The sequence below is a fragment of the Clostridium sp. C2-6-12 genome (assembly GCF_009928485.1).
Classification (GTDB): domain Bacteria; phylum Bacillota; class Clostridia; order Clostridiales; family Clostridiaceae; genus Clostridium.
Genome location: NZ_JAABNP010000013.1, coordinates 115,113 through 140,161, shown reverse-complemented (window position 1 = coordinate 140,161; position 25,049 = coordinate 115,113). Strand labels below are relative to the sequence as shown.

At 29.3% G+C, this 25,049-nt stretch carries 23 protein-coding genes and 1 other annotated feature; of the genes, 18 read left to right on the top strand and 5 right to left on the bottom strand.

Annotation, left to right across the window (positions count from 1 at the left end; genetic code table 11):
* Positions 1–177 precede the first annotated feature (177 nt).
* The gene (locus GXK56_RS12965) at positions 178–567 is read right to left on the bottom strand and encodes a hypothetical protein (protein ID WP_160687971.1); all 390 of its coding nucleotides are present in this window, start codon (positions 565–567) and stop codon (positions 178–180) included.
* A gap of 341 nt (positions 568–908) precedes the next feature.
* Here GXK56_RS12965 and GXK56_RS12960 point away from each other — a divergent pair, with 341 nt between their 5' ends.
* The 5 genes from GXK56_RS12960 to GXK56_RS12940 all read left to right on the top strand — a co-directional run bounded on the left by GXK56_RS12960 (position 909) and on the right by GXK56_RS12940 (position 5,810).
* Positions 909–1,337, top strand: coding sequence for an aminoglycoside adenylyltransferase domain-containing protein (locus GXK56_RS12960; RefSeq protein ID WP_160687969.1), 429 nt, complete (start codon positions 909–911; stop codon positions 1,335–1,337).
* Positions 1,338–1,418: 81 nt separating this feature from the next.
* The gene (locus GXK56_RS12955; RefSeq protein ID WP_207710268.1) at positions 1,419–1,787 is read left to right on the top strand and encodes a hypothetical protein; all 369 of its coding nucleotides are present in this window, start codon (positions 1,419–1,421) and stop codon (positions 1,785–1,787) included.
* Between the two features lie 129 nt (positions 1,788–1,916).
* The gene (locus GXK56_RS12950; RefSeq protein ID WP_160687965.1) at positions 1,917–2,744 is read left to right on the top strand and encodes a MerR family transcriptional regulator; all 828 of its coding nucleotides are present in this window, start codon (positions 1,917–1,919) and stop codon (positions 2,742–2,744) included.
* A 71-nt stretch (positions 2,745–2,815) separates the two neighbouring features.
* Entirely contained in the window at positions 2,816–3,280 is a 465-nt protein-coding gene (locus GXK56_RS12945) for a DUF6790 family protein (RefSeq protein WP_160687963.1), read from the top strand.
* A gap of 151 nt (positions 3,281–3,431) precedes the next feature.
* Positions 3,432–3,707 (top strand) — a binding site (T-box leader).
* 135 nt (positions 3,708–3,842) lie between these two features.
* Positions 3,843–5,810, top strand: a complete 1,968-nt coding sequence (locus GXK56_RS12940) for a class I tRNA ligase family protein (RefSeq protein WP_160687961.1) — start codon at positions 3,843–3,845, stop codon at positions 5,808–5,810.
* A 295-nt stretch (positions 5,811–6,105) separates the two neighbouring features.
* Here the strand turns inward: GXK56_RS12940 and GXK56_RS12935 are convergent, their stop codons facing one another.
* The 4 genes from GXK56_RS12935 to GXK56_RS12920 form a co-directional block, all read right to left on the bottom strand.
* Positions 6,106–6,285, bottom strand: coding sequence for a hypothetical protein (locus GXK56_RS12935; RefSeq protein WP_160687959.1), 180 nt, complete (start codon positions 6,283–6,285; stop codon positions 6,106–6,108).
* 397 nt (positions 6,286–6,682) lie between these two features.
* A complete protein-coding gene (gene dapB / locus GXK56_RS12930; protein ID WP_160687957.1) occupies positions 6,683–7,438 on the bottom strand; it encodes a 4-hydroxy-tetrahydrodipicolinate reductase in 756 nt (251 codons plus the stop codon).
* Positions 7,439–7,446: 8 nt separating this feature from the next.
* Positions 7,447–8,325, bottom strand: a complete 879-nt coding sequence (dapA, locus tag GXK56_RS12925; protein WP_160687955.1) for a 4-hydroxy-tetrahydrodipicolinate synthase — start codon at positions 8,323–8,325, stop codon at positions 7,447–7,449.
* A gap of 29 nt (positions 8,326–8,354) precedes the next feature.
* Complete coding sequence (locus GXK56_RS12920; protein ID WP_160687953.1) at positions 8,355–9,347, bottom strand: aspartate-semialdehyde dehydrogenase; 993 nt, start codon at positions 9,345–9,347, stop codon at positions 8,355–8,357.
* 835 nt (positions 9,348–10,182) lie between these two features.
* Between GXK56_RS12920 and GXK56_RS12915 the strand changes: the two genes are divergently transcribed.
* The 13 genes from GXK56_RS12915 (at position 10,183) to GXK56_RS12855 (ending at position 25,048) form a co-directional block, all read left to right on the top strand.
* On the top strand, positions 10,183–11,268 hold the full coding sequence (locus GXK56_RS12915) for a winged helix DNA-binding domain-containing protein (protein WP_243156110.1): 1,086 nt from the start codon (positions 10,183–10,185) through the stop codon (positions 11,266–11,268).
* A gap of 2 nt (positions 11,269–11,270) precedes the next feature.
* A complete protein-coding gene (locus GXK56_RS12910; RefSeq protein WP_160687949.1) occupies positions 11,271–11,831 on the top strand; it encodes an N-acetyltransferase in 561 nt (186 codons plus the stop codon).
* 643 nt (positions 11,832–12,474) lie between these two features.
* Positions 12,475–12,690: a small, acid-soluble spore protein, alpha/beta type gene (locus tag GXK56_RS12905; RefSeq protein ID WP_160687947.1), complete on the top strand. Its 216-nt coding sequence runs from the start codon at positions 12,475–12,477 to the stop codon at positions 12,688–12,690.
* A gap of 94 nt (positions 12,691–12,784) precedes the next feature.
* A complete protein-coding gene (locus tag GXK56_RS12900) occupies positions 12,785–13,537 on the top strand; it encodes a class I SAM-dependent methyltransferase (RefSeq protein WP_160687945.1) in 753 nt (250 codons plus the stop codon).
* A gap of 241 nt (positions 13,538–13,778) precedes the next feature.
* Entirely contained in the window at positions 13,779–14,657 is an 879-nt protein-coding gene (hslO, locus tag GXK56_RS12895) for an Hsp33 family molecular chaperone HslO (protein WP_160687942.1), read from the top strand.
* A gap of 382 nt (positions 14,658–15,039) precedes the next feature.
* Positions 15,040–15,516: an NAD(P)H-dependent oxidoreductase subunit E gene (locus GXK56_RS12890; protein WP_160687940.1), complete on the top strand. Its 477-nt coding sequence runs from the start codon at positions 15,040–15,042 to the stop codon at positions 15,514–15,516.
* A 1-nt stretch (position 15,517) separates the two neighbouring features.
* A complete protein-coding gene (gene nuoF / locus GXK56_RS12885) occupies positions 15,518–17,392 on the top strand; it encodes an NADH-quinone oxidoreductase subunit NuoF (RefSeq protein ID WP_160687938.1) in 1,875 nt (624 codons plus the stop codon).
* A 4-nt stretch (positions 17,393–17,396) separates the two neighbouring features.
* Complete coding sequence (locus GXK56_RS12880; RefSeq protein WP_160687936.1) at positions 17,397–19,082, top strand: [FeFe] hydrogenase, group A; 1,686 nt, start codon at positions 17,397–17,399, stop codon at positions 19,080–19,082.
* Between the two features lie 346 nt (positions 19,083–19,428).
* Positions 19,429–21,168, top strand: a complete 1,740-nt coding sequence (locus GXK56_RS12875) for an alpha-amylase (protein WP_160687934.1) — start codon at positions 19,429–19,431, stop codon at positions 21,166–21,168.
* Positions 21,169–21,356: 188 nt separating this feature from the next.
* Positions 21,357–22,115, top strand: a complete 759-nt coding sequence (locus GXK56_RS12870) for a YdcF family protein (RefSeq protein WP_160687932.1) — start codon at positions 21,357–21,359, stop codon at positions 22,113–22,115.
* Between the two features lie 247 nt (positions 22,116–22,362).
* The gene (locus GXK56_RS12865) at positions 22,363–23,208 is read left to right on the top strand and encodes a pseudouridine synthase (protein ID WP_160687930.1); all 846 of its coding nucleotides are present in this window, start codon (positions 22,363–22,365) and stop codon (positions 23,206–23,208) included.
* Positions 23,209–23,276: 68 nt separating this feature from the next.
* A complete protein-coding gene (locus GXK56_RS12860) occupies positions 23,277–23,606 on the top strand; it encodes a hypothetical protein (protein WP_160687928.1) in 330 nt (109 codons plus the stop codon).
* A complete protein-coding gene (locus GXK56_RS12855) occupies positions 23,603–25,048 on the top strand; it encodes a HAMP domain-containing sensor histidine kinase (RefSeq protein ID WP_160687926.1) in 1,446 nt (481 codons plus the stop codon). Before GXK56_RS12860 ends, GXK56_RS12855 begins: the two co-directional genes overlap by 4 nt.
* The last annotated feature ends 1 nt before the right edge of the window (position 25,049 follow it).

Below are 25,049 nucleotides of genomic sequence, written 5' to 3'. Positions count from 1 at the left end.
TTTATTTTATCACTTAAATTACGCTACCGCTACGCGTCGATTCTTTGACGCTTACGAATATTGCTATGATTAAAAGATTTGAAATAAGTTATGGATTTAATAGTACGGTCAAAATATAAACACACTTATGTGATTTATGAAATAGTTGAATGTGGCTCAAGGGGGTTTGTATATAGTTTATTTGACTTCTATTTCTAACTTACCATTATCATCAATTTTATTAATAATTATATTAGCGTTACCACTATAACCTTTTTCTAAATATCCTACCACAGATTCTTTGTATGAATTACCTTTATTATCTTTGTATAGTAAAATTATTGCGTTTTCACCTTGAATAATATTAGTATCAATATTGTATTTCCAAGATTTTTTAGGTTCTATTTGTGAAATAGTTTTAATAATACGACCATCATAATATTTCAATTCTAAATGTTCGATTGTTTTATCAGTATTATTGTCAATGGAAATTTTATATCCACTACTAAAGCTGAAGTTGAAAACACAAATAACTAATAATAAAAAAACTACTAAGACGCTAATTATAATTTTATTCTTTTTACTCATAAATCCCTCCAGCTTACCATATTTATACTAAATTATATCATAGAAATAATTTAGTATAATAACTATTTTTACATTGTAGAAAAATAAAGGAAAAATTCTAAAATGTGTTGTATAATTATTGGAGATGAGTTGAAAAAGTGATTTATGCCTATATATGGTATACAAATTCTAAATTATAATCTTAGGTGTGGAAACAAGTGAGTATAGAATTTGATGATTTTTTTGATAACTTGGCAATTTCAGATAAATATGGCTTTATTACAACTTTAGATGGTAAGACAATTAAACATAACTTAAGTGAGGTATCCTGGAAATGAAAGAGTCAATTTACGCCTTTTTCTATGATAGAGTTAATTGAAAATGGAAACTTGTTATATGGTAATGAAGTAAGAGAAAGATTTAAGTATCCTACAAGAGAAGAAGTTATAGAAGCTGTTTCAAAACATTATGAGGTGATAAGAAAATTTGCAGTTGTGACAAAAAGAAATTTATATTCAGCAGGTTGGTTTTTAGATATTGCAAGATGTATTTATACATTAAAGACAGGTAAAATAATATCTAAAACTCAAGCAGGGAAATGGACCTTAGATAGTAATTTGGTTCCAGATATAGATATAATGGAAAAGGTTATAAAAATTAGAGAAGAGCCTAATAGATATAAAAATGATGATGAAATTATGAATTGGTTAGAGCACCTTGGAGATTATGTTCAAAGATTTGCAGATGTTTTAGAGAAAGAAATTGCATTGGCAAAATTAGCAGGTTATTAATAGTAGTTTTTATGTATTGTTTCAATTTAAAATATCGCAAACTACAAAGAGGTGAAGATCTTGATAATTATTATATTAATTATGATACTTTTACCAATGATAATAACTATAAGAGTAAGTAAATTATCTCACAAATTATTATTTTTGGTTCCAATTATTGAATTAGGCATCGTAAGTATATTTAATGCAATCATAAATCATAATGGTAACGGTGGAGTAAGATTTGATATTTTATGGCTGATAGTTGGAGCTATAGTAGGAACTATTTTCCCTTTGATATTTCTAATAATGAAAAAACAAAACGTTATGTTAATATTATCTATAGTTATTCTGCTCTTTGAATTAAGTATGCTTATAAGTGAAAAAAGTAATTCCTATATTGCAGTCAAGATTTTACCATTTTATATTGGAGTTGTTGCATTATCTTTTCAAAAAGATAAAACAAAATAAAAGTTTATATTATATAAATGATAATACATGATAATGTTAGTTATTCTTAACATACCGGAATATGAAACTCATTTATTAATTTTGAAAAGAAGCTTGTAACAAAAATACAATATCAAGGATGTGATTTACATGGATGAAGAATTATTTTCTATAGGTAAGTTTTCGAAAATATGCTCTGTTTCAATTCAAGCATTACGTTATTATGATAAAATAGGAATTTTAAAGCCTAAAATTATAGATAAGGAAACAGGGTACAGATTCTATAGTACTAATCAAATTATTATTGTTATGATAATTCGAAAAATGGCTGCATTAGGTTTATCATTAGCTGAAATAGATGTATTTTTAAATAGAAATGATATGTCAGGAATAAAGGGCATAATTAATCAAAAAAGACAAGAGATAAAAGAGCAAATTAATGAATTAGTTTATGCAGATAAAACTCTAAAATTATATATAGATAACATTAATATGTATAAGAATACTGATTTTTCATGTATAGAAATAAAAAAGATTCCAATGAGAAATGTTATTTTTTTAAGAAAGAGTATAGAATTGAATGAAACTGGATTCACGAAATTATTTAATGATGCTATGAAAATGATTGGAACAAAAAAGTACATAACTTTGGGAAATCCAATGGCTATATATCATGGAGAAAGAGTTTTAGGGAAACCTTGTGATATTGAACTATGTATTGAGCTTGACGAATCATGTATATCAGAAGAAAATTTAAAAATAATACAAGGTGGGTATTACCTGAGCAAAATGCATTTAGGACCACATAATAATAAGCCAAAAACTTACGATAAGTTAATAGAGTATGCCAATAAGAATGACCTAATTATAATAGGAGATCCGGTGGAAGTTTACTATATAGATATTTCAATAACTAGAAATCCAGATGATTTTATTACAGAAATTCAAATTCCTATAAAAAATAATTTGACTCTATAGTAACAATAGACTTTATAATTCTTCTCAAGGAACAAATATATAAGAAATGGAACTGAGGAGGTTATAAAAATATGATATTTTTTATTTTTTGGCTAACAGGAATAATAGTTGGAATTGTAACAACAATAATTAATCCTGAAATAAGGACTATAGAAGCCATAGCTACAAATTTGTTATTTTATCAATTGGTAATAACAATAACTTTAACAGGTATTCAAGGCTTTTTAGGGCATGTATTTAAATCAGATATGGTTGCAGAGTTTATAGGATGGGAAAAGGGAAGTCCGTTTCAAAAAGAATTAGGATTTGCTGAATTAGGGTATGGAATTGCAGGGGTATTTTGTATATGGATGAATAAAGATTTTTGGTTAGCAACAATAGTAACATTTTGCTCATTATTTGTTGGTGCCACAATAGTACATATCAAAGAAATGATAAAAAGTAGTAATTTTAAGCCTGGAAATTCTATAATAGTATTGCCTGACATAATAATACCACTAACGTTAATCATATTATATGTCATATCAGCAGTATAATAATGTAAGTAATAGAGCTATTAATTATCTTTTAAGGAATTGTTATTTAGATAAAAGGTAAGAACTAAACTTCAAAAAGTATAGTTCTGGCATTTGAATATGTTGGTTAAGTAATTGACACTAAATATAATAAGTTATATAATATAAAAAAACAAAGGCTATGAAAAGAAGAGTAATTATGAAAGAATACGCAGAGAGTTTCCATTTGGTGCAAGGAAATTATGAAAGCATAATGAAACAAGTCTTGGAGCTGCATACGGATCTTATAATAATTAATTATAAGTGATGCTATGACGTAAGTTCACGTTACAGAACTAGAGTATGATTTAACCTATAATTTTAGGAACATGGTGTACTTGAAGAGTCTAAAATGGTGACATTTTAGAAAAAAAGGGTGGCAACGCGAAATAGAATATTCGCCCCTGTAGAATTAAATTCTACAGGGGCTTTTTTGACGTCAAAATGTTGGGGTCAGTCCCTTGGTGTTTTTTGGAAATAACTTATAAAGAAGAATATCACTTAGTGCTATATTATTTCTATTATTGAAAAAGGAGTGAAGTATATGATAAGTAAAAGATTAGAAAGAGATGAAAAGCCAATATTTCCAAAGAAAGCTGTAATTACTGCTGGAATGCCATATGGAAATAAAAATCTTCATTTTGGGCATATTGGAGGAATGTTTATTCATGCAGATATATTTGCAAGATTTTTAAGAGATAGAATTGGAAAAGAAAATGTTATTTTTGTATCAGGTACAGATTGCTATGGCTCACCTATTCTTGAAAGCTACAGAAAGTTAAAGGAAGAGGGCTATGAAAATAGCATAGAAGATTATGTTAGAGCTAATCACTTAAGCCAAAAGAAAACACTAGAGGATTACAATATAAGCTTAAATATTTTTGGAGCATCAGCTATTGGAAGAACAGGGGAAGTTCATGATGAAACTTCAGCAGAGATATTTAATACTTTATTTGAAAATGGTTATATTAAAAAGATGTCAGCTCTACAATTTTATGATATGGATAAGAAAACCTTTCTTAATGGAAGGCAAGTAACTGGAAAGTGTCCAATTGATGGATGTAATTCTGATAAAGCATATGCAGAAGAATGTTCCTTGGGTCATCAATATATGGCATCAGAATTAATTAATCCTATTAGTACATTATCAGGAAATAAACCAGTATTAAAAAGTGTAGATAATTGGTATTTTACCCTAGATGATTCTATGGAGATAATGAAAGAACTCAATGAGTTATTAAAGAAGAATACTAATAGAAGAAAATATGAAATTAAAGCTATAGATGAATTTTTAAAGAAGCCGCTAATATATGTTCCAAGAAAATATATTAATGACATTAATGAGTTAGAAGCTAAATTTCCAAAGCATGAAACTATAGATGAAGAAAAAAAGCCTTCAGTAACCTTTGTTTTTGAAAAATTAGAAGATAGGGATAAAGCTAAAGAAATTTTAGATGATTTAAATATTAACTATACTAATGGTAAAACTTTAGTTCCTTTTAGATTATCTGGAAATATTTCCTGGGGGGTAAAAGTGCCAGATAAAGAAGATTTAAAAGATTTAACCTTTTGGGTATGGCCAGAATCTTTATGGGCACCAATTTCTTTTATTAAAGCATATTTAGAGTCAATAGGAAAAAATCCAGAAGAATGGCATGATTGGTGGGAAACAGAAGACTCAATGGTATATCAATTTATAGGAGAAGATAATATTTATTTTTATTCAATTGCTGAAATGGCAATTTTAATTGGCTTAAATATACCTAAAGGTGAAGAGGTAGATATTTATAAAGTTAAGCTTCCACATATTGTTTCTAATAAACACATTTTATTTATGGATAAAAAAGCAAGCAGTAGTTCAGAACTTAAGCCTCCAATGGCAGATGAATTGTTAAGCTTTTATACAAAGGATCAACTACGTATGCATTTTATGAGTTTAGGTCTATCTTCAAAAAGTGTTGGCTTTAAGCCACAAGTTTATATGAAGGAAGAAGAAAAAGTGGGAGCAGATCCAGTCTTAAAAGAAGGAAATCTTTTAACAAATGTATTTAATAGACTTATTCGCTCATGTTTTTATACACTCCAAAGCTTAAATGAAAATATACCTAAAGAAGAAGTAAGTGAAAAAATTAAAGTACTTACAGAAAAAACAGTATTGGAATATGAAAGACATATGTACAATCAAGATTTCCATAGAATAGCATATGTTTTAGACGATTATATAAGAGAAATAAGTAAGCATTGGGCTAATAATATCAAAAGTGATGAATTAAAAAGAAATGTTTTATCAGATTGTTTTTATGCTTGTAAAGTTATAGCAATACTAATTCACCCAATAGCACCAGAAGGCGCTGAAATGTTTAAAGATTACCTAAATGTTGATGATGAATTATGGAATTGGAATAAAATATTTGAACCTATTGCTTCTTACTTTAAAGATATAGAAAGTCATAAATTTAAGTTTCTTGAACCCAAGGTGGACTTCTTCAAGAAAATGGGATATCAATATTAACTTTTTATGCCGATTAAAAAATATTATATTGGATTAAAAAATGGTTATATGAAAAAATATATATAAGTTCTGATTAAAATTCTACATTGAGTAATGAAAACTTAATTTAAAAAATTCTGAAAGAATTTCTACCTTAAATGTAAATTGTAAAATGTACATTGTTAATTGAAATATATATATACTTATAAAGCAATATATAAAAGGATTTATAGTTCTTAATATAAAAAAACTATAAATCCTTTTTTTTGCTTATTAATTCATTATACATACTTGTTGCTCTCCAATAGTATAAAATTTATGCAGCTTTTTTGTTATTTGTTTTGTTATTAGCAATAGTCTTATTTTCCATATTTCTAAGGTCATTAACTAATATTGCTAATTGAGCTGAATTAAGATTTGGATTACTTAATAAACTATATATAGTAGCCTTCTTAAAATTTTCTGGACTGAATATTTCTTTAATTAATTTTATCATAATTTGTTCTCTCCTTTAAATTTAAATTTATTATATTATTATGATAATATTTTTTTCTTTAAATTTCAAATGATGAAAAGGATAGAAATCGTTACAAAATATAAATAAAGTGTAAATAATTTGTGAACAAAGTGTAAAAAATAAATGAAAACAGTTGCACATTAATATGTAAACGTATATAATATATACCTTTTAGAACTAGAGTTTTTATGAGTAGAAAATATAGAGTTGTATCATAAAAAATGTGCATATTGTTTAGTAAAACTTTTATATTTGAATTGATTTGCAATAAAAATATAACATAAAGGAAGCTGAATGAACATTTCCTTATTTCAGATGTATATAAAAAAATAGAAGGGAAGCAGTATCCCTTCTGTTTTTCATAAGTTTAAATATTCTATTCAAGCCCTATAACATCATTCATGTCATAAAGACCAGCTTTATCTACAGTAGCCATATATTCACAGGCTTTTAAAGCACCAACTGCAAAAACTTCTCTTGATATAGCTTTATGAGTTAACTCAATCACTTCACCAGTCCCTGCAAAGATTACTTCATGATCACCAATTATTCCGCCACCTCTAACTGCATGAATACCAATTTCATTTTCTTCTCTTTTAGAGTTTCCTTCTCTTCCATAAACATACTTAGTTGTATCTTTTATAGATTCTTTAGCGGCATCAGCAAGCATTATTGCAGTTCCACTAGGAGCATCTACCTTTTGATTATGATGTTTTTCAACTATTTCTATGTCGTAGTTTCCATAAAGCATTGGAGTGATTTTCTTTAAAAGAGAACTTATTAAATTAATTCCAAAAGACATATTGCCTGATCTAAATAACTTTAAAGATTTACTTTTTTCATTAATTAAAGCAATATCTTCTGGTGTAAATCCAGTTGAACATATTACTAATGGTTTTTGAGTTTTTTCAGTTAAGTTTAATAGATCATGAAGAGCATCAGCTCTTGAAAAGTCTAATAAAACATCGTAGTCAAGATTTAAATCTTGTGGACTTTCAAATATTGGGTATGGAAGATCACCTTTAAATTTATCAATTCCAGCAACTATTTCTAAATTTTTAAATTGAGAAGTACATTCAGTAATCATTTTACCCATTTTACCTGAACAGCCATTTAACACTATTTTAATCATCTTATCACCTACATTAATTTATTGTCTTTTAAAACAGCCTTTAAAAGATCTTCATTTTTATTTTCCATTTCGCAAAGAGGAAGTCTAAGACTTCCAACTTCAAATCCCATAAGATTCATAGCTGTTTTAATAGGGATTGGATTTGTTTCTACAAATAAGGTATTTGTTAAAGCCAAAGTATCTAATTGGATATCTAAAGCTTCTTTAAAGTTATTATTTAGACATTTCTCAGCTATTTCATGAACTTTACTAGGAATTATATTAGCTAATACAGAAATAACGCCTTTACCTCCAAGGGCCATAATAGAAACTATTTGATCATCATTTCCTGAATAAATATCAATAGAATCTCTACATAAGGCCTTCATTTGTACCACCTGGCTTATATTTCCACTAGCTTCCTTTATTCCAACTACATTACTTAATTTTGATAATTCCACTAGAGTGTTAGGAGATATATTAACTCCTGTTCTAGAAGGGACATTATAAAGTATTATAGGTGTTTTTACTTCAGAATTTATAGCTGAAAAATGCTTTACCAAACCCTTTTGAGTTGTTTTATTGTAATATGGCGTAATAACAAGAAGTCCATCAGCTCCAATGCTTTCTGCATATTTGCTCATAGAAATAGCAGAAGCAGTATTGTTTGAGCCTGTTCCTGCTATAACAGGAATTCTTTTGTTTATTACATCAACTGTAAATTTAATCGTATCTTTTTTCTCTTTTTCTGTCATTGTAGTAGCTTCACCTGTAGTGCCACAAATAACAATTGCATCAGTACCTTCCTTTACATGCCATTCTAAGAGTTCTTCAAGCTTTTTGAAATTAACTCCATGTTCATTAAAAGGGGTAACTATGGCTACAGCTGAGCCTTGAAATATTGACATTTAGATTCCTCCAACTTAATTGCTGATAATTATTTATTGTCCTTGATCATTATTTCTGCAATTTGAATAGCGTTAAGAGCTGCTCCTTTTCTTATGTTGTCAGCAACAACCCATAAATTTAATCCATTATCTACACTGAAATCTCTTCTGATTCTTCCAACGTAAACATCATCTTTACCAGACATTTCAAGAGCTGTTGGATATTTTATTTCCTTAACATTATCATATACAGTTACACCTTGAGTGTTTCCTAATAATTCAAAGATATCTTTTATATCAAATTCAGAATTAAGTTCAACATTTATACTTTCACTGTGACCATTAAGAACTGGAACTCTTGCAGTTGTAGCAGTTACTCTTAAGTTTGGCTCATGAAGTATCTTTCTTGTTTCCTTAATCATTTTTTCTTCTTCTTTAGTATATCCATCTTCTAAAAATACATCTATATGAGGTAATACATTACCAGCTATAGGATATGGGAATTTTTTTGGTGCAGCCCCTTTGATTCCATCTTCTAAATCCTTAATACCTTGGATACCAGCTCCAGATACAGCTTGGTAAGTAGAATAAACTATTCTCTTGATTCCGTATTTATCATTTAATGCTTTCATTATAGGCATTGCTTGAATTGTTGAACAATTTGGATTTGCAATTATTCCTTTATGAAGTTTAATGTCTTCTGGATTAACTTCTGGTACTACAAGTGGTACCTCAGGATCCATTCTCCAAGCACTACTATTATCAATTACTACAGCCCCATACTGTGCAAAAACAGGTGCAAATTCTTTACTAGCATCTCCACCAGCTGAAAATAGTGCAAAATCTATTTTCTTGTCCTTTATATTCTTTTCACAAGTTTCTTCAACGACATAGTCTTTTCCTTTAAAAGGTAAAGTACTTCCTTCTGATCTCTTCGATGCGAAAAGATATAAATTATTTACTGGAAAATTTCTTTGCTCCAAGATTTCTAAAAATTTTCTTCCTACATTTCCAGTAGCCCCAACTATTGCAACATTATACACAATAATCCCTCCTAAATTTTTTTATTATTTTTATGTATACAAATACTATAGTTAAATATTAAGTAAATATCAAGTCAATAGGGCAAATTAGTTGAAAAAAATCTATATCATAGTATTAATGTATTCCAGCAATTAGGGAAATGATAAAAAATTATACACCTATAAAAAAAGCAGCTATGCTGCAAATAAGAACTTTTCACCTATAAAAAAAGCAGCTATGCTGCAATACGGAACTTCTCTGAAGTACGAAACTTTACTGAAAATAGACTATACACATATAAAAAGAGTGGCTATGCCACAATACGGAACTTCCCCACAATGCTGAACTTTTCTGCAATACGGAATTTACTTCAAAATGAAAACAGTTCACCTATAGAATTTCCTTAGACTTTTATAGATAATTACTTGAGAAATGAAGATTAACAGATTGATTTTTTATATCTATAAACCGTAAAGATGATATATTATACTGATTTAATGAACAAATATATAGTTTTGGCGAAGATTATATATTGTAAATAATATAATTGAAATCCACATAGTTATTGTAATATATTCTGAAAATAAAGACTTCTATTGAAAACTATACTATAATGTTGTTATTATTTGGAAAGGAGGGATTAAAAAAAGATGTCTTTGTGGGGAATAATGTTAAAGTATTAGAATCACAATGTGTAATTGGAAATATATGAGCTACTTGAAATGAAATAAAGAAAAATAGTGAGGAATAGAAATGAATGTTTATGAGAGAGATGAAGTTAAGAAAATGCTGTTACAATATCATAATTTGGATGGAAATGAGAAACTGATTGGGATAGAGGGCGTTCGAAAAATAATGACGCGACTAGGTAGCATTCAGTACGATCCGCTTAATGTGGTTGGTCGTAATGCGGATCTTGTTTTACAAGCACGTGTAGAGGGATATAGAACAGAATATTTATACTCATTATTGTATGAAGAACATAGCCTTGTAGATGGATATGATAAGGAAATGTGCATTTATAATACAAAGGATTTTACAAGGTTTTCAAGAGTACGTGAAGAGAATGCAAGTGCAACTCTGAAGACTTTGGGATATCGTGGGCAGTTGGGAGCACTTGATATTTTAGATGATGTGAAAACATTTGTATTTGAGCATGGATTGACTGGAACAAAAGATATTTCAATTGGTGAAGTAAGGGAGAGCCGGTGGGGACATAAGAAATTATCAAGTGCAGCATTAGATTTTCTCTATAACAAAGGGGAACTGTGCGTTGCTGAAAAAAGAGGTACTCAGAAATATTTTGACTTAACTGAGAGGATTATTCCATCTGATTATAATAAAAAGGATAACATGTCAATAGATGATTTTCTGGATTGGTATGTTACAAGGAGAATTAAAAGCTTGGGATTAGTATGGGATAAGAATGGTGGTGCATGGCAGGGACACTTCTTAAGTGATAAGGAATTACGAAAAAGGGTATTGGATCGATTAGTTGAAAAAAACGCAATTCATGGGTTTCAGATTAATGGAATTACAAACACATTTTATGCATCCAATGATTTGAATTTTTATTCAAACAGTAAGAAACATAAGGATTATGCACGATTTATAGCACCCCTAGATAATATTATGTGGGATCGAACTATGCTAGAGAAAGTTTTTGACTTTTCTTATCGATGGGAAGTGTATACGCCTGTCTCAAAAAGAAAGTATGGTTATTATGTGATCCCTGTAATTTACAATGATCGTTTTGTCGCAAGATTCGAGCCAGAGCCAATAGGAAAAACAGGATATTTCAGTATTAAAAACTGGTGGTGGGAAACTAATATACACCCTGATGATAGGATGCGAAGGGTAATAATGAATGAAATGAATAGATTTAGTGAGTATTTGGAAGTAGAATGTTCAGAAAAAAATAAGATGAAGATTGGAGAATAAATATGGATATTTATGAAAAATGCCCTGTATTAGAAAATGATAATTTTATAGTAAGATTGATTGAGGAAAACGATGTAGATGATTTATTCAGTGTATATAGTGACAAGTATGCATTACCATATTTCAATAGTGATAATTGTAATGGTGATAATTTCTATTGTTCAAAAAGAGAGTACATGCAGAATGCTATAAAATTTTGGTTAATAGAGTACTATGAGAATAGGGCCTTTGTGCGCTTTTCAATAGTTGATAAGAAAGACGACAAAGCAATAGGAACAATTGAAATGTTCCGAAGAGAATCTGAAGATTACTATAACGATTGTGGGATGTTGAGATTAGATGTAAGAAGTGATTATGAAAATACCCAGTTCCTTTATGATATTCTGTCACTGATTGTAGTTCCATTCTTTGATTGGTTTAAGTGCACTAATATTACAACAAAGGCTCCAATTTATGCCATAGATCGAATAGAAGCACTAAAGAAAATGAATTTCATAAAATCTCCAGAACCACTAGTAGGTAAGAGTATGATATACAATGACTATTGGATAAGAAAAAAATAAATATTTTTAAGATATGCTCATACCATATTTAGCTTGTTGTTGATACATTAAATGAGCATAATGCACAACAGACAAATTTTAGTTTGTCAAGCTGTTATAATTTTTTAGTGAAAAATGGTTTAGAATCATGATGGAAGATTTAAGCACTTTATTTATTTTTAATAATAATTAATGAGAAACAGACTAGCCAAATGAAGTAGTCTGTTTTTTAGTGTCTAAAGTGGATGAATGAGGCATATAAAGTACTTTATGGAAAAAGTAAAGGTTGGTCTAAAAAATAAACATATTCTATTTGGAACATAAATATTTCCATTCATCAGACATAGTGCAGTCACTTTTTTATTAAACTAGCATGATAAGTTAATCTAAATAATAAAAAATCTTATGGAATAATAATAAAAATAAAGGAAACAATAAAATCAGTTAAGAGTTACACCTATAAAAAGAGCAGCTATGCTGCAATCAGGAACTTTTCACTGCTGAAAGGAGCAGCTATTCACTTATGAGAAGAGTGGCTATGCTACAATACGGAACTTTCCCACAATGCGGAACTTATCTGCAATAAGGAACTTAAAATTATTTCACAGTTAAGGATGAAAAGCCTACAGCTTTCATAAAATATTTTGATTGGCAGGGATTGAATATGAGCACAGGAAGTATGAAACGGGTAATTAAGGCAAAAATTAAAGCAAATAAAGAGCTTACAGAAGAAGAACAGCTCAGAGAAAAAATGAAATATGAAATTGCAGAAGAATTAGGATTAGCTGATAAAGTTAAAAAAGAAGGATGGGGAGGGTTATCTTCAGGAGAAACAGGAAGAATAGGTGGAATTATGGCAAGAAGAAAGAAGAATAAATAAACCTTAATATAATGTACTGATTGACTAAGAAAAAAATTACGATATAATATATTAGATGAATTAGTACAATAAATTAAGGACGTGGTATAAGTACATGGCATATAAAGAGTTTGCAAATATATATGATGAATTAATATATGAAGATATTAATTATGATAAGGTTGCAGAAAAAATAATAGGATTATGCACTGAAAATAAAATAAACTTTGATGATTATTTAGACTTAGCTTGTGGAACAGGAAATGTTGCAATTAAGGTGGCTAAATACTTTAAAAATACATATGCAGTAGATTTATCAGATGATATGTTAAATGTTGCTTTTGATAAATTTAAGAAAAATAAAATCAAGGCAAAGGTAATATGTCAAGATATGTGTGAACTAAGCTTAAATAATAAATTTAATCTTATAACTTCTGTCCTTGATTCAACTAATTACATAACAGAAGAGGAAGATTTAGAAGAATATTTTTTAAGAGTATCCGAGCATTTAAAAGAGGATGGGTTATTTATTTTCGATATTAACTCTTATTATAAACTTTCTAATATCCTTGGAAATAATATTTATACATATAGTTCAGAAGAAATTTTCTATACATGGGAAAATTCTTTTGAAGAAGAAGTTTTAAATATGTTTTTAACCTTCTTTGTAAAAAAAGATAATGGTCTTTATGAAAAATTTGAAGAAGAACATTTTGAAAGAGCTTATAAAGAGGAATATATAGAAAAACTTTTAGAAAAATGCGGCTTTAAGCTTTTAAAGAAATTTGAAGGCTATTCTGAAAATAAGGTAACTGAAAATAGTGAAAGAATACTTTATGTAGCAGGAAGGAACTTAGTTAACAATTGAGGAAGAAAAGCCTCGGCTTTTCGAAAAATAATTAATAGAAAACCTTGCGGTTTTCAAGATTAATTGACAATATTGTCAATTAAGAATAGCTATACTCAGGCTTTGATTAAATAAAAATTAGCATAATGAGTTAAACACATAAATATCAAGAAATCAAATAATAATTTTATAGAAAATAAATCATAATTAAAACTGTTAACTGTAAACTGTTAACTGTAAACTGAATTACGGAGATGATATAATGGAAGATAAAATAGTAAGAGCAACAGCCAAAGATGGTATGGTAAGAATAATAGCAGGAATTACAACTAATCTAGTAAATGAAGGTACTAGTATACATGAATGTACACCAGTTGCAGCAGCAGGATTTGGAAGAATGTTAACTGCGGGAGCATTAATTGGAACAACTTTAAAAAGCCAAAAAGAAGTTATCACTTTAAAGATAAATGGTAATGGTGAAGTAAAAGGAATAACTGTAACAGCTCATAGTGATGGTTCTGTAAAAGGTGTAATAGGAAATCCTTATATTGATAGACCACTTAATGAAAAAGGAAAATTAGATGTTGGTGGAGCTATTGGAACTGATGGGCTTTTATATGTAATAAAAGATTTAGGTTTAAAAGATCCATACGTTGGACAAGTGCCAATACAAACAGGAGAAATAGGTGAAGATTTAGCATATTACTTTACAGTTTCAGAACAAACACCATCAGCAGTATCACTAGGAGTTTTAGTTGATAGGGATTTATCTATAAAGGCAGCAGGAGGCTTCATTGTCCAAATGATGCCGGGGGCAGATGAACTTTTAGCAGATGTTATAACATATAGACTAGAAGAAATTCCACCAATTACTACATTAATAAGTGAAGGAAAAACTATAGAGGAAATCTTAGAATACATTTTTGATGGAATGGATTTAAAAGTACTAGAAGATTTAAAACCAGAATATAAATGTGACTGCTCTAGAGAAAGAGTTGAAAAAGCATTAATATCCGTTGGAAAAGAAACACTCCAAGAAATATATGATGATGGAAAAACTGAAGAAATTGTTTGTAATTTCTGTAATAAAAAATATGAATTTACCAATAATGAAATTGGAGAATTGTTAAATAATAGATAAATAAGTAACTGTGGTAAGATGAATTGAAAAAAATTATTTTGCCACAGTTTTTTATTTCAATTAAAACAGCTTAAAAAAGAGAAATACAAATAAATATAAAACAATTCAAGAAAATTAAAAAGATTCAGAATATTTTGCAAAAATAATTGAAAAATAAAAACCATAGTGATACACTGAAATAGTGTTGATTAATATTTATTGCACAAAGATGGACTATTTACCGTTATTAAATTAACAAAGTGTATTATTCTACTATTTGATTTATTATTTCATAGTGGATAAAATATAAAGCTTAATAAAACAGTTAGGTAAATAAGTATTTACACAATTAAACCAAAGGATAAAACATAATGAAAAATTAATAAGGAGGATTAAAAAAACTATGAGTAAATTATTTGATTATAGTAAGCTAGATACTATATTGGAAAAGCATGAATTTAAATCTAGTAATATTATTGCGATATTGCAGGATACACAAGAAATGTATAGGTATTTGCCTAAAGAAGCATTTTTATATCTTTCAGAAAAACTAGGTATGAGTACCGCTAAAATATATAGTGTAGCAACTTTTTATGAAAATTTTTCTTTAGAACCAAAGGGTAAATATGTAATAAAAATATGTGATGGTACAGCATGTCATGTTAGAAAATCAATTCCTATTTTAGACAAGCTGAGAAAAGAATTAAATCTTTCAGAGACTAAAACCACAACAGATGATTTAGTATTTACAGTGGAAACGGTTTCTTGCTTAGGAGCATGTGGACTTGCACCTGCTATGACGGTGAATGATAAAGTATACGGCTCAATGAATCCAGAAAAAGCAATGGAACTTTTAAATAGTCTTAAGGAGGAAGAATAATATGCTTCTTAATAGAAATGATTTAATTAATGCTAGAAATAATTATAAAAATAGTTTTCAAAAAGAAAAGAAGAAAATTCTTGTTTGCGCTGGTACAGGATGTGTTGCAGGGGGTTCTTTAGAAATATATGATGAATTGATAAAAATCATGAAAGAAAAAGGAATAGATTGTGAAGTATCTTTTGAAAAAGAACCTCATGATGAAACTGTTGGAATTAAAAAAAGTGGCTGCCATGGATTTTGTGAAATGGGTCCATTAGTAAAAGTAGAACCTTTTGGATATCTTTATATTAAGGTTAAAGTAGATGACTGTGCTGAAATTATAGAAAAAACTATAATAAATGATGAATGTGTTGAAAGACTTGCATACACAAAAAATGGTGAAATATATAAAAAACAAGAAGAAATACCTTTTTATAAAAAGCAAACTAGACTTGCACTTGAACATTGTGGTCAAATTGATGCAACTTCAATTGAAGAATACCTTGCTATAGATGGATATGCTGCTTTTGAAAAAGCATTGTTTGATATGGAATCTGATGAAATAATTAAAGAAATTGAAGAATCTAATTTAAGAGGCCGTGGAGGCGGAGGATTTCCAGCCGGCAGAAAATGGTCTCAAGTAAAACGTCAAAAGGAAGAAATAAGATATATTGTTTGTAATGGAGATGAAGGGGACCCAGGAGCATTCATGGATAGAAGTGTAATGGAAGGAGATCCACACAGAATGCTTGAAGGAATGATGATTGCTGGAGTTGCCTGTGGCGCACAAAAAGGATATATATATGTTCGTGCTGAATATCCATTAGCTGTAAGCAGACTTTCAAATGCTATTGAACAAGCAAGAAAGTATGGAATACTTGGAAAAAATATTTTAGGTACAGATTTTAGCTTTGATATTCAAATAAATAAGGGTGCTGGTGCTTTTGTATGTGGTGAAGGAAGTGCCCTTACTGCGTCAATTGAAGGAAAGAGGGGAATGCCAAGGGTAAAACCACCAAGAACTGTAGAACAAGGGCTTTTTGGCAAGCCAACAGTTCTAAATAATGTAGAAACATTCGCTAATGTACCTATCGTTATTAATAATGGTGCTAAGTGGTATAAATCTATTGGGCCTGAAAACAGTCCTGGAACAAAAGCTTTTGCTCTAACAGGAAATATTGAAAATACAGGACTTATTGAAGTTCCAATGGGAACAACTTTAAGAGAAGTAATTTTTGATATAGGCGGAGGCATAAGAGGTGGTAAGGAATTTAAAGCTGTACAAATAGGAGGTCCATCTGGGGGATGTCTTATAGCAGAACACCTAGATTTGCCATTGGATTTTGATTCACTTAAAAAAGCTGGTGCAATGATAGGATCTGGTGGACTTGTTGTTATGGATGAAGATACTTGTATGGTTGAAGTTGCGAGATTTTTTATGAACTTTACTAAAAATGAATCTTGTGGTAAATGTGTTCCTTGCCGTGAAGGTACTAAGAGAATGCTTGAAATTCTTGAAGGAATTGTTGCTGGTAATGGAAAATTAGAAGACATAGATTTATTATTAGAGCTTGCAGATACTATTTCTGCTACAGCACTATGTGGTCTTGGAAAGACAGCTCCATCACCTGTTATAAGTACAATAAAGAATTTCAGAGATGAATATATTACTCATATTGTGGATAAAAAATGTCCATCGAAGACTTGCCAAAAGCTTAAGACGATATTTATTGATCCAGATGCTTGTAAGGGCTGTTCAAAATGTTCAAAAATATGCCCTGTGGGAGCAATTTCAGGCAAGATAAAAGAGCCATTTATAATTGATAAAGATAAATGCATAAAATGTGGTGCATGTTTGGAAACTTGCCCATTTAAAGCTATAAAGGAGGATTAATAAAATGAGTGGACAGTTTATGACTATAGATAATGTACCTGTGGAAATAAGAGATGAAAAAAATATTTTAGAACTAGTAAGAAGAGCTGGTATTGAATTGCCTACATTTTGTTTTTATTCAGAGCTTTCAGTATATGGAGCTTGCCGAATGTGTATGGTAGAAACTAAACGTGGTGATATGGAATCAGCATGCTCAACTCCTCCTAGAGCAGGTATGGAAATATATACGAATACGCCAAGACTTAGAAGGTATAGAAAAAATATTCTTGAGTTATTACTTGCAAATCACTGTAGAGATTGTACAACTTGTCAGCAAAGTGGAGCTTGTAAACTTCAAGAATTGGCAAAAAGGTTTGGAATTAATGATGTAAGATTTCCTAATACAGCTAAATGTAATGAAATAGATGATTCTTCAGTAGCTATAGTAAGGAATAAGAGTAAATGTATTTTATGTGGTGACTGTGTTAGAGTTTGCGAAGAAGTTCAAAATGTTGGAGTAATTGATTTTGTTGGAAGAGGCTCAAAAATGACTGTAACTACTGCATTTGATGAGCCAATTGGAAATTCTAATTGTGTTTCCTGTGGCCAGTGTGCTGCAGTATGTCCTACTGGGGCTATTGTAGTAAGGAGTAAAACAGATAAGCTTTGGGAAGAGCTAAATGATCCAAATACAAAAGTTGTAGTTCAAATAGCTCCTGCAGTAAGAGTTGGAATTAGCAGTAAATTAGAAGAAGATGGCAGATATGCAATGGGCAAAATGGTAGCAGCATTAAGAAGAATGGGATTTGATTTTATTTTTGATACTTCTGTTGGGGCGGATCTTACCGTAATAGAGGAAACCAATGAGTTTGTTTCAAAGCTTCAAAAAAATGAAGATTTACCTCTTTTCACATCTTGCTGTCCTGCATGGGTAAAATATGCGGAAAATACTTATCCAGATTTAATGAAAAATGTTTCAAGCTGTAAATCACCTATGGAAATGTTTGGAGCAGTTTTGAAAGAGCATTATAAGGATAATGATAAAAGACTTGTAAGTGTAGCAATTATGCCTTGCTCAGCTAAAAAATTTGAAGCAGATAGAGAAGAATTTAAAAGAGATGGAATACCAGATGTAGATTATGTTGTTACTACACAAGAGCTTATTAATATGATAAATGAATCTGGAATTGCATTTTCTGAGTTAGAGCCAGAGGCATTAGACAGACCATTCCAAAGCAGTAGTGGAGCAGGTGTTATCTTTGGTGTTACAGGTGGTGTTACTGAAGCTGTATTGCGTAAAGTATTAAGTGATACACCAGTTCCTGCATTACGTGCACTTGCATTTGAAGGGGTTAGAGGTATGGAAGGTGTTAAAGAAACAACCATTACAGCTCTTGGCCGTGAAATAAAAATAGCAATAGTAAGTGGATTAAAAAATGCAGATAATGTTATTAAAAAAATAAAAGCTGGTGAAGCACATTATGATTTTATTGAAGTCATGGCATGTCCAGGTGGTTGCATTGCTGGTGCAGGACAGCCATTTGCAAAGGCAGGTGAAAAGTACGGCCGTAGTGTAAGGCTTTATAAAGTAGATAAAATGAAGAGTATAAGTCGTTCTGACGATAATCCATTAATGGATTCCTTGTATTCAGGAGTATTAAAAGGTAGAGCTCATGAGCTATTACATGTACATTACAATAATCATAAATAATATTTATTTTAAGTAAAGGTTATTTTGAAATTTATTGTAATTGTGTATACTGAAAATATTAATATTGCAAATTATATATATTATTTTGCGTATGCAAACTAAAAATCAGCCCCTTTATAATAGCAGTTTAAATCGTAAGACTGCATTATAAAGGGGTATTTTATTATGCAGTTTTTTTGAAGTTTAACAACTTTGAATAAATATTAGAAAAATATGGTATAATCGTAAAAGGGTATTTTGTAATCACAGTATAAAACATTATACTAATGGTTATTTAGAAAAAAGAATTTATACTAAAGAAATATATATTTTTAGCAAAGAATTATATATTAATATGGAGGTAGTTATGGGAAAAATTAGCAAGGCAATTAAATTAAAACTTCAAGAATTAAGAATAGATGATATTTTTAAAGAAGGAATATTAAAATATAAAGAATTAATTTCAAAAGATGACACAAAAATTGATTCAGAGGAAAATATAAATGATTCAAATATAGAAAATAATTTTGGAGGCATTAATGATTCTGAAGTTGATGAGGACTTAGAAATAAAAAACATTTCTATAGAGAATAAAGTCACTGATTCTGCGGAAGAAACTAATGTGGAGATTTTAAAAGAATCAATTGGTGCTTCAAAAGCAGTTGAAAAAAATAATACTATGATGCAATATTTTGAATGGTACTATCCCTGTGATGGATCTTTATGGAATAAGATTAAAGAAGATTCAAAATTTTTAAGTGAAATTGGAATTACAGCCTTATGGTTGCCACCAGCATGTAAGGCAGCTCAAGGTATAAACGATACAGGTTATGGATTATATGATTTATACGATTTAGGAGAATTTAATCAAAAAGAGACAATTAAAACAAAGTATGGAACTAAATCAGAATATTTGGAAGCTATAAATGAAGCTCATAATAACAATATAAAAGTCTATGGAGATGTAGTTTTTAATCATAAGGGAGGAGCAGACGATTCTGAAATTGTATTTGCAAGACCAGTCTCTAGTCTTAATAGAAATGAATTCATAGGTGAAAAGCGTGAAATAAGAGCTCATACAGGGTTTAATTTTCCAGGAAGAGGTGAAAAATATTCTGCATATAAATGGACATCAAGGGACTTTGATGGAGTAGATTTTGATGCAATAACAAAAGAAAAAGGCATATTTAAATTTGAAGGAAAGGAATGGGAGAAAGAGGTAGATCTGGAGTATGGAAATTATGACTTTCTAATGTATGCAGATTTAGATTTGGATAGTCCTTATGTGGTAGATGAACTTAAGAGATGGGGAAAGTGGTATTTAGAAGAAACTGATATAGATGGATTCAGATTAGATGCAATAAAACATATTAAATTTGATTTTTTCAATGATTGGCTTGAAACTGTAAGAGAAAATAGTAACAAAGAACTTTTTGCAGTTGGAGAATATTGGACTCATGATGTAAAAAGCCTTGAATATTACATGAATAAGTGTGGAAATAGTATGAGCTTATTTGATGTGCCGCTTCATTTTAACTTTTTTAGTGCAAGCAATTCCTTTGGGAAATTTGATATGCGCAAATTAGCTGATAACACTTATTTAAAAGTTAATCCAGATAAAGCAGTAACTTTTGTAGATAATCATGATACTCAATTGGGGCAATCTTTAGAGTCATGGGTACAGCCATGGTTTAAACCCCTTGCATATACTTTTATATTAACTAGGAAAGAAGGCTATCCATGTGTATTTTATGGCGACTATTATGGAATACCAAAAGTTAATTATGAAGGAATTAGAGATAAATTGGATATAATTTTAATAATACGGGCTGATTATGCGTATGGAGTTCAACATGATTACATAGATCATGAATCTATTATAGGTTGGACTAGAGAAGGGGACGACATCCATATAAATTCTGGATTAGCAGCATTAATAACTGTTAATTTAGGAGGCGAGAAAAAAATGTATGTTGGAATTGAACATAAAGGTGAAATTTGGATTGATGCTTCTAATCAAATATTCGAAAAAGTTATTATTGATGAAAATGGATTTGGAATTTTTAAAGTTTTAGATGGCTCATATTCTATATGGACAAAAGAGTAAAAAGTTTTTAATAATCAAGTTTAAAATTTTAACATAAGAATTTAAACTTGATTTTTTGGTGCCAATTGTCATATATGACGATATTATTACAATATTGTGATATATTGTGTACTATTTAATAAATATAAACACATATAAGTGAAATCCCATTATAATGAATTTATAAATAAATAAAGGGGGAGAAAAAATTGAAAAAGTTTTGGGATATTATACTAGGGATAGTTCTTTGTTTATATATAATAGCTATAAATATTATGAGTGGGGTAAGGGTTGCTTTTAGTTTGCCAATTATAATTATAGGAATTATATTAATCATATATCATTTTGTTAAAAGAATAATAAGAGAAAAAGAATTGTTATATAAATGTTTTAAATTTATAAGGTTAATTTTATGCGTTGGGCTAATATGGTTTATTGGAATGGAAGCTGTTATAGTAAGTTATCCAAAACATAATGAAAAAAAAGATGATTATATTCTCGTATTGGGAGCTGGACTTAGGGATGGGATATACCCTACTGAAATTCTTAGAAACAGACTTGATGCAGCCATAGAATGTGCAGAAAAAAATGACAAGTCATATATTGTTGTATCAGGAGGCCAAGGAGAAGATGAAGATATACCAGAAGCTCAAGCTATGAGTGAGTATTTATTGGATAAAGGTGTTTCAAAAGAAAAAATAATAATGGAGGATCAATCTAGAAATACAAATCAAAACTTTAAATTTTCTAAGGAAAAAATTGAAGAACATAGTAAAAAATCTTTAGATAAAGTTAATGTAAAAATAGTGACAACAGATTTTCATGCTTTTAGAAGCAGTATTTTAGCAAAGATAAATGGATATGTAAACTTTGATAATTATTCAAGTTCTACAGTTTGGTACCTTATTCCTATTACGTATACAAGAGAAGCTTTTGCAATTGTTAAAAGCGTGATTTTTGATAGATAAAAATAAACACCTATAAAAAGAGTGGCTATGCCACAATACGGATCATTTCACCTATAAAAAGAGTGGCTATGCCACAATATGGAACTTTCCTGCAATACTGAACTTTTCTGTAAATAAGACCGTAAATCTTAAATCATTCAATATTTATGACTAATTAAAAAAATTTATTCTTTAAAAAACTAGCGTAACCAGATATTATGAAATATATAGATAAATTTTGATTACTATAATGGAGGATAAATTTTGCATGAGGATAAATAAATTATTCAGCAATTATGGAATTTGTTCTAGAAAAGAAACTAATAGATTAATAGAAGAAAAAAGAATAAAGGTAAATGGTGAGCTTTGTGTTCTAGGACAATGGGTTGAAGAAGAAAAAGATGAGATTTTATTAGACGGTGAACTTATCTCAAAGAAGAAAAAAATTTATATTGCTCTCAATAAACCTGTTGGAATAACCTGCACTTCAGAAAATGAGACAAAGGATAATATAATTGAATTTATGAATTATCCAGAATATATATTTCCAGTGGGCAGGCTTGATAAAGAATCTCAAGGTTTAATACTTATGACCAATGATGGAGAATTGGCTAATAAGCTTCTAGAATCTGAAAATATGCATGAAAAGGAGTATATAGTTAAGGTAAATAAAGCTTTCGATGATAATTTTCTCGTGAAAATGGCTGAAGGAGTTGAAATTTCGGGACGTGAAAGCTCAGGTGTTAAGAGAATATCTGATGAACTTGGTGTTTATGTGTCTAAGGAAGGACATATAAATGATTTACTAGATGAAAAGTTAAAGGTTGTTCAATTGGCAGATTTAAGGCAAAATAAAATAGAAGGAAAGAATTCCATAAGGACAAGAAAGTGTAAAATATTTAGGGTTAATGAAGATACCTTTAGAATAATATTAACTCAAGGTCTTAATAGACAAATTAGAAAAATGTGTGGAGCTTTAGGATATAAAGTTGTAAGGCTTGAAAGAATTAGAATTATGAATATAACTAGTTCTAAAATAGACAATGGAAAATGGAGAAAACTTAATGAAGAGGAAGTAATGGAATTAAAAAAAGAACTTAGTATTTTATATTGAAAATGTTAAATGGTGGATTTAAATTTATTTTCGAATATAATACAAAATCAGAAAAGTGAGGAATACAAATGGATAAAGAATATATAAATGCAATGGAAGCAGCTGAAAAATATAATTTGTTTTTAAAAGTGGTTACATCTGTTAAAAGCTTTGACTCATATAATAGCTTTTTTAATATTTATGAAGAGTTTGAAGAGCCCTGCAGGAGGATAGCTGTATTAACTAAAAGTGAAAATTTAGAAGAAGTATATGATAAAGATCCTACAGAAACAATAGAAGAAGGAAAGATAGTGGATGGAAACCTATGGGTTAAAGATTATTCTCTGCTTGTGAGTCCGGAAAAAATAGATTTAGCAACTTTAACTGTAAATAAAAAAATAGTTGAGGAATTAGTATGAAAATAAAAAAGAGGCTTACAATCTCTAATATTCTAATGATTGTTATTCCTGTTGTAATTATACTTGTTATTGCTGAAATAATGAGTATACCATTTTCTATGGCTTATGAAAAAAAATTTGCTAGTGATAGGGAACGTGATCCTAATGCGTATTTTATTCAACAGAATTTGAGACCAGATTCAAAGAAACTAAACAATAAAGACGATTTTGAAAAATTATCTGAAGAATTAAGAAATTTTCTTGAACCAAAAGGATACCATTTGATAATTACTTATGACGGAAAAATTGTTTCATCCAATACTACAGATAAAGATAAGGAAGCAATTTCGAAGATAGGTGAAGATATGCTTTTTCAAACACATTCCCTAGTTCTTGAAATGAACTCCATTTCTTTAGTTACAAATAGTTTTATTAAGGATGAAAAAGTTGTAAATATTATTGCAATCAATTCTGCTTATGAACCTATAAGGTTTGATATGAAGCGTGAAATGTCGGCCTTTGTAATTAGCTATATTTTAATAGTTTTTGTTATTTCTTTAATTGTTGTAACAATAACTAATGGTATATTATCTAAAAATATTTATAAGACATTAATAACTCCTTTGGAATTATTGAGTTATGGAGCAGAACAAATTAAAAATGGAAATCTTGATTTTGAAATGAATTATGAAAGTGATGATGAGTTTAAACAAGTTTGTGGCGATTTTGATGAAATGAGATTAAGATTAAAAGATTCTGTTGAATCTCAGTTAAAATATGAAGAAGATCGTAAACAACTAGTGGTAGGAATATCACATGATTTGAGAACCCCTCTTACAGCAATTAAAGGATATGTTGAGGGATTAAGAGATGGAGTAGCAAATACTCCTGAAAGGCAAAAAAAATACTTAAATACGATTTATACAAAAGCATGTGATATGGATGTGCTTGTAGACAGATTATTTCTATTTTCAAAATTAGATACAGGCAATTTTCCCTTTAAGTTTGATAAAATAAACTTAAAGGAATATATGGATAGCTTTTATAAACATATAAAAGATGAATTTGATGAAAAAGATGCTGAGTTCTTATATGAATATAAATGTAGCCATATGTCCAAGGCAAAATTAGATTGTCAGGAAATGAATAGAGTACTTTTAAACATAGTAGAAAATAGTGTAAAATATAAGGAAAAAGATAAGGTTAAGGTAAAAATAGCAGTATTTGAAAAAGAAGATTTAATTAATATAGAGCTTAGTGATAATGGAATTGGTGTAGAAGAAAAAGAACTTCCAAATTTATTTGTAAGTTTCTATAGAGGAGATGTTTCAAGAACAAATCCAAGTCAAGGAAGTGGACTAGGACTAGCTATAGCAAAAAATATTGTAGAAGCCCATGGCGGAAAAATTCATGCCTACAATATGAATGGCCTTACAATTAAAATAACCCTTCCTAAAATTTGAG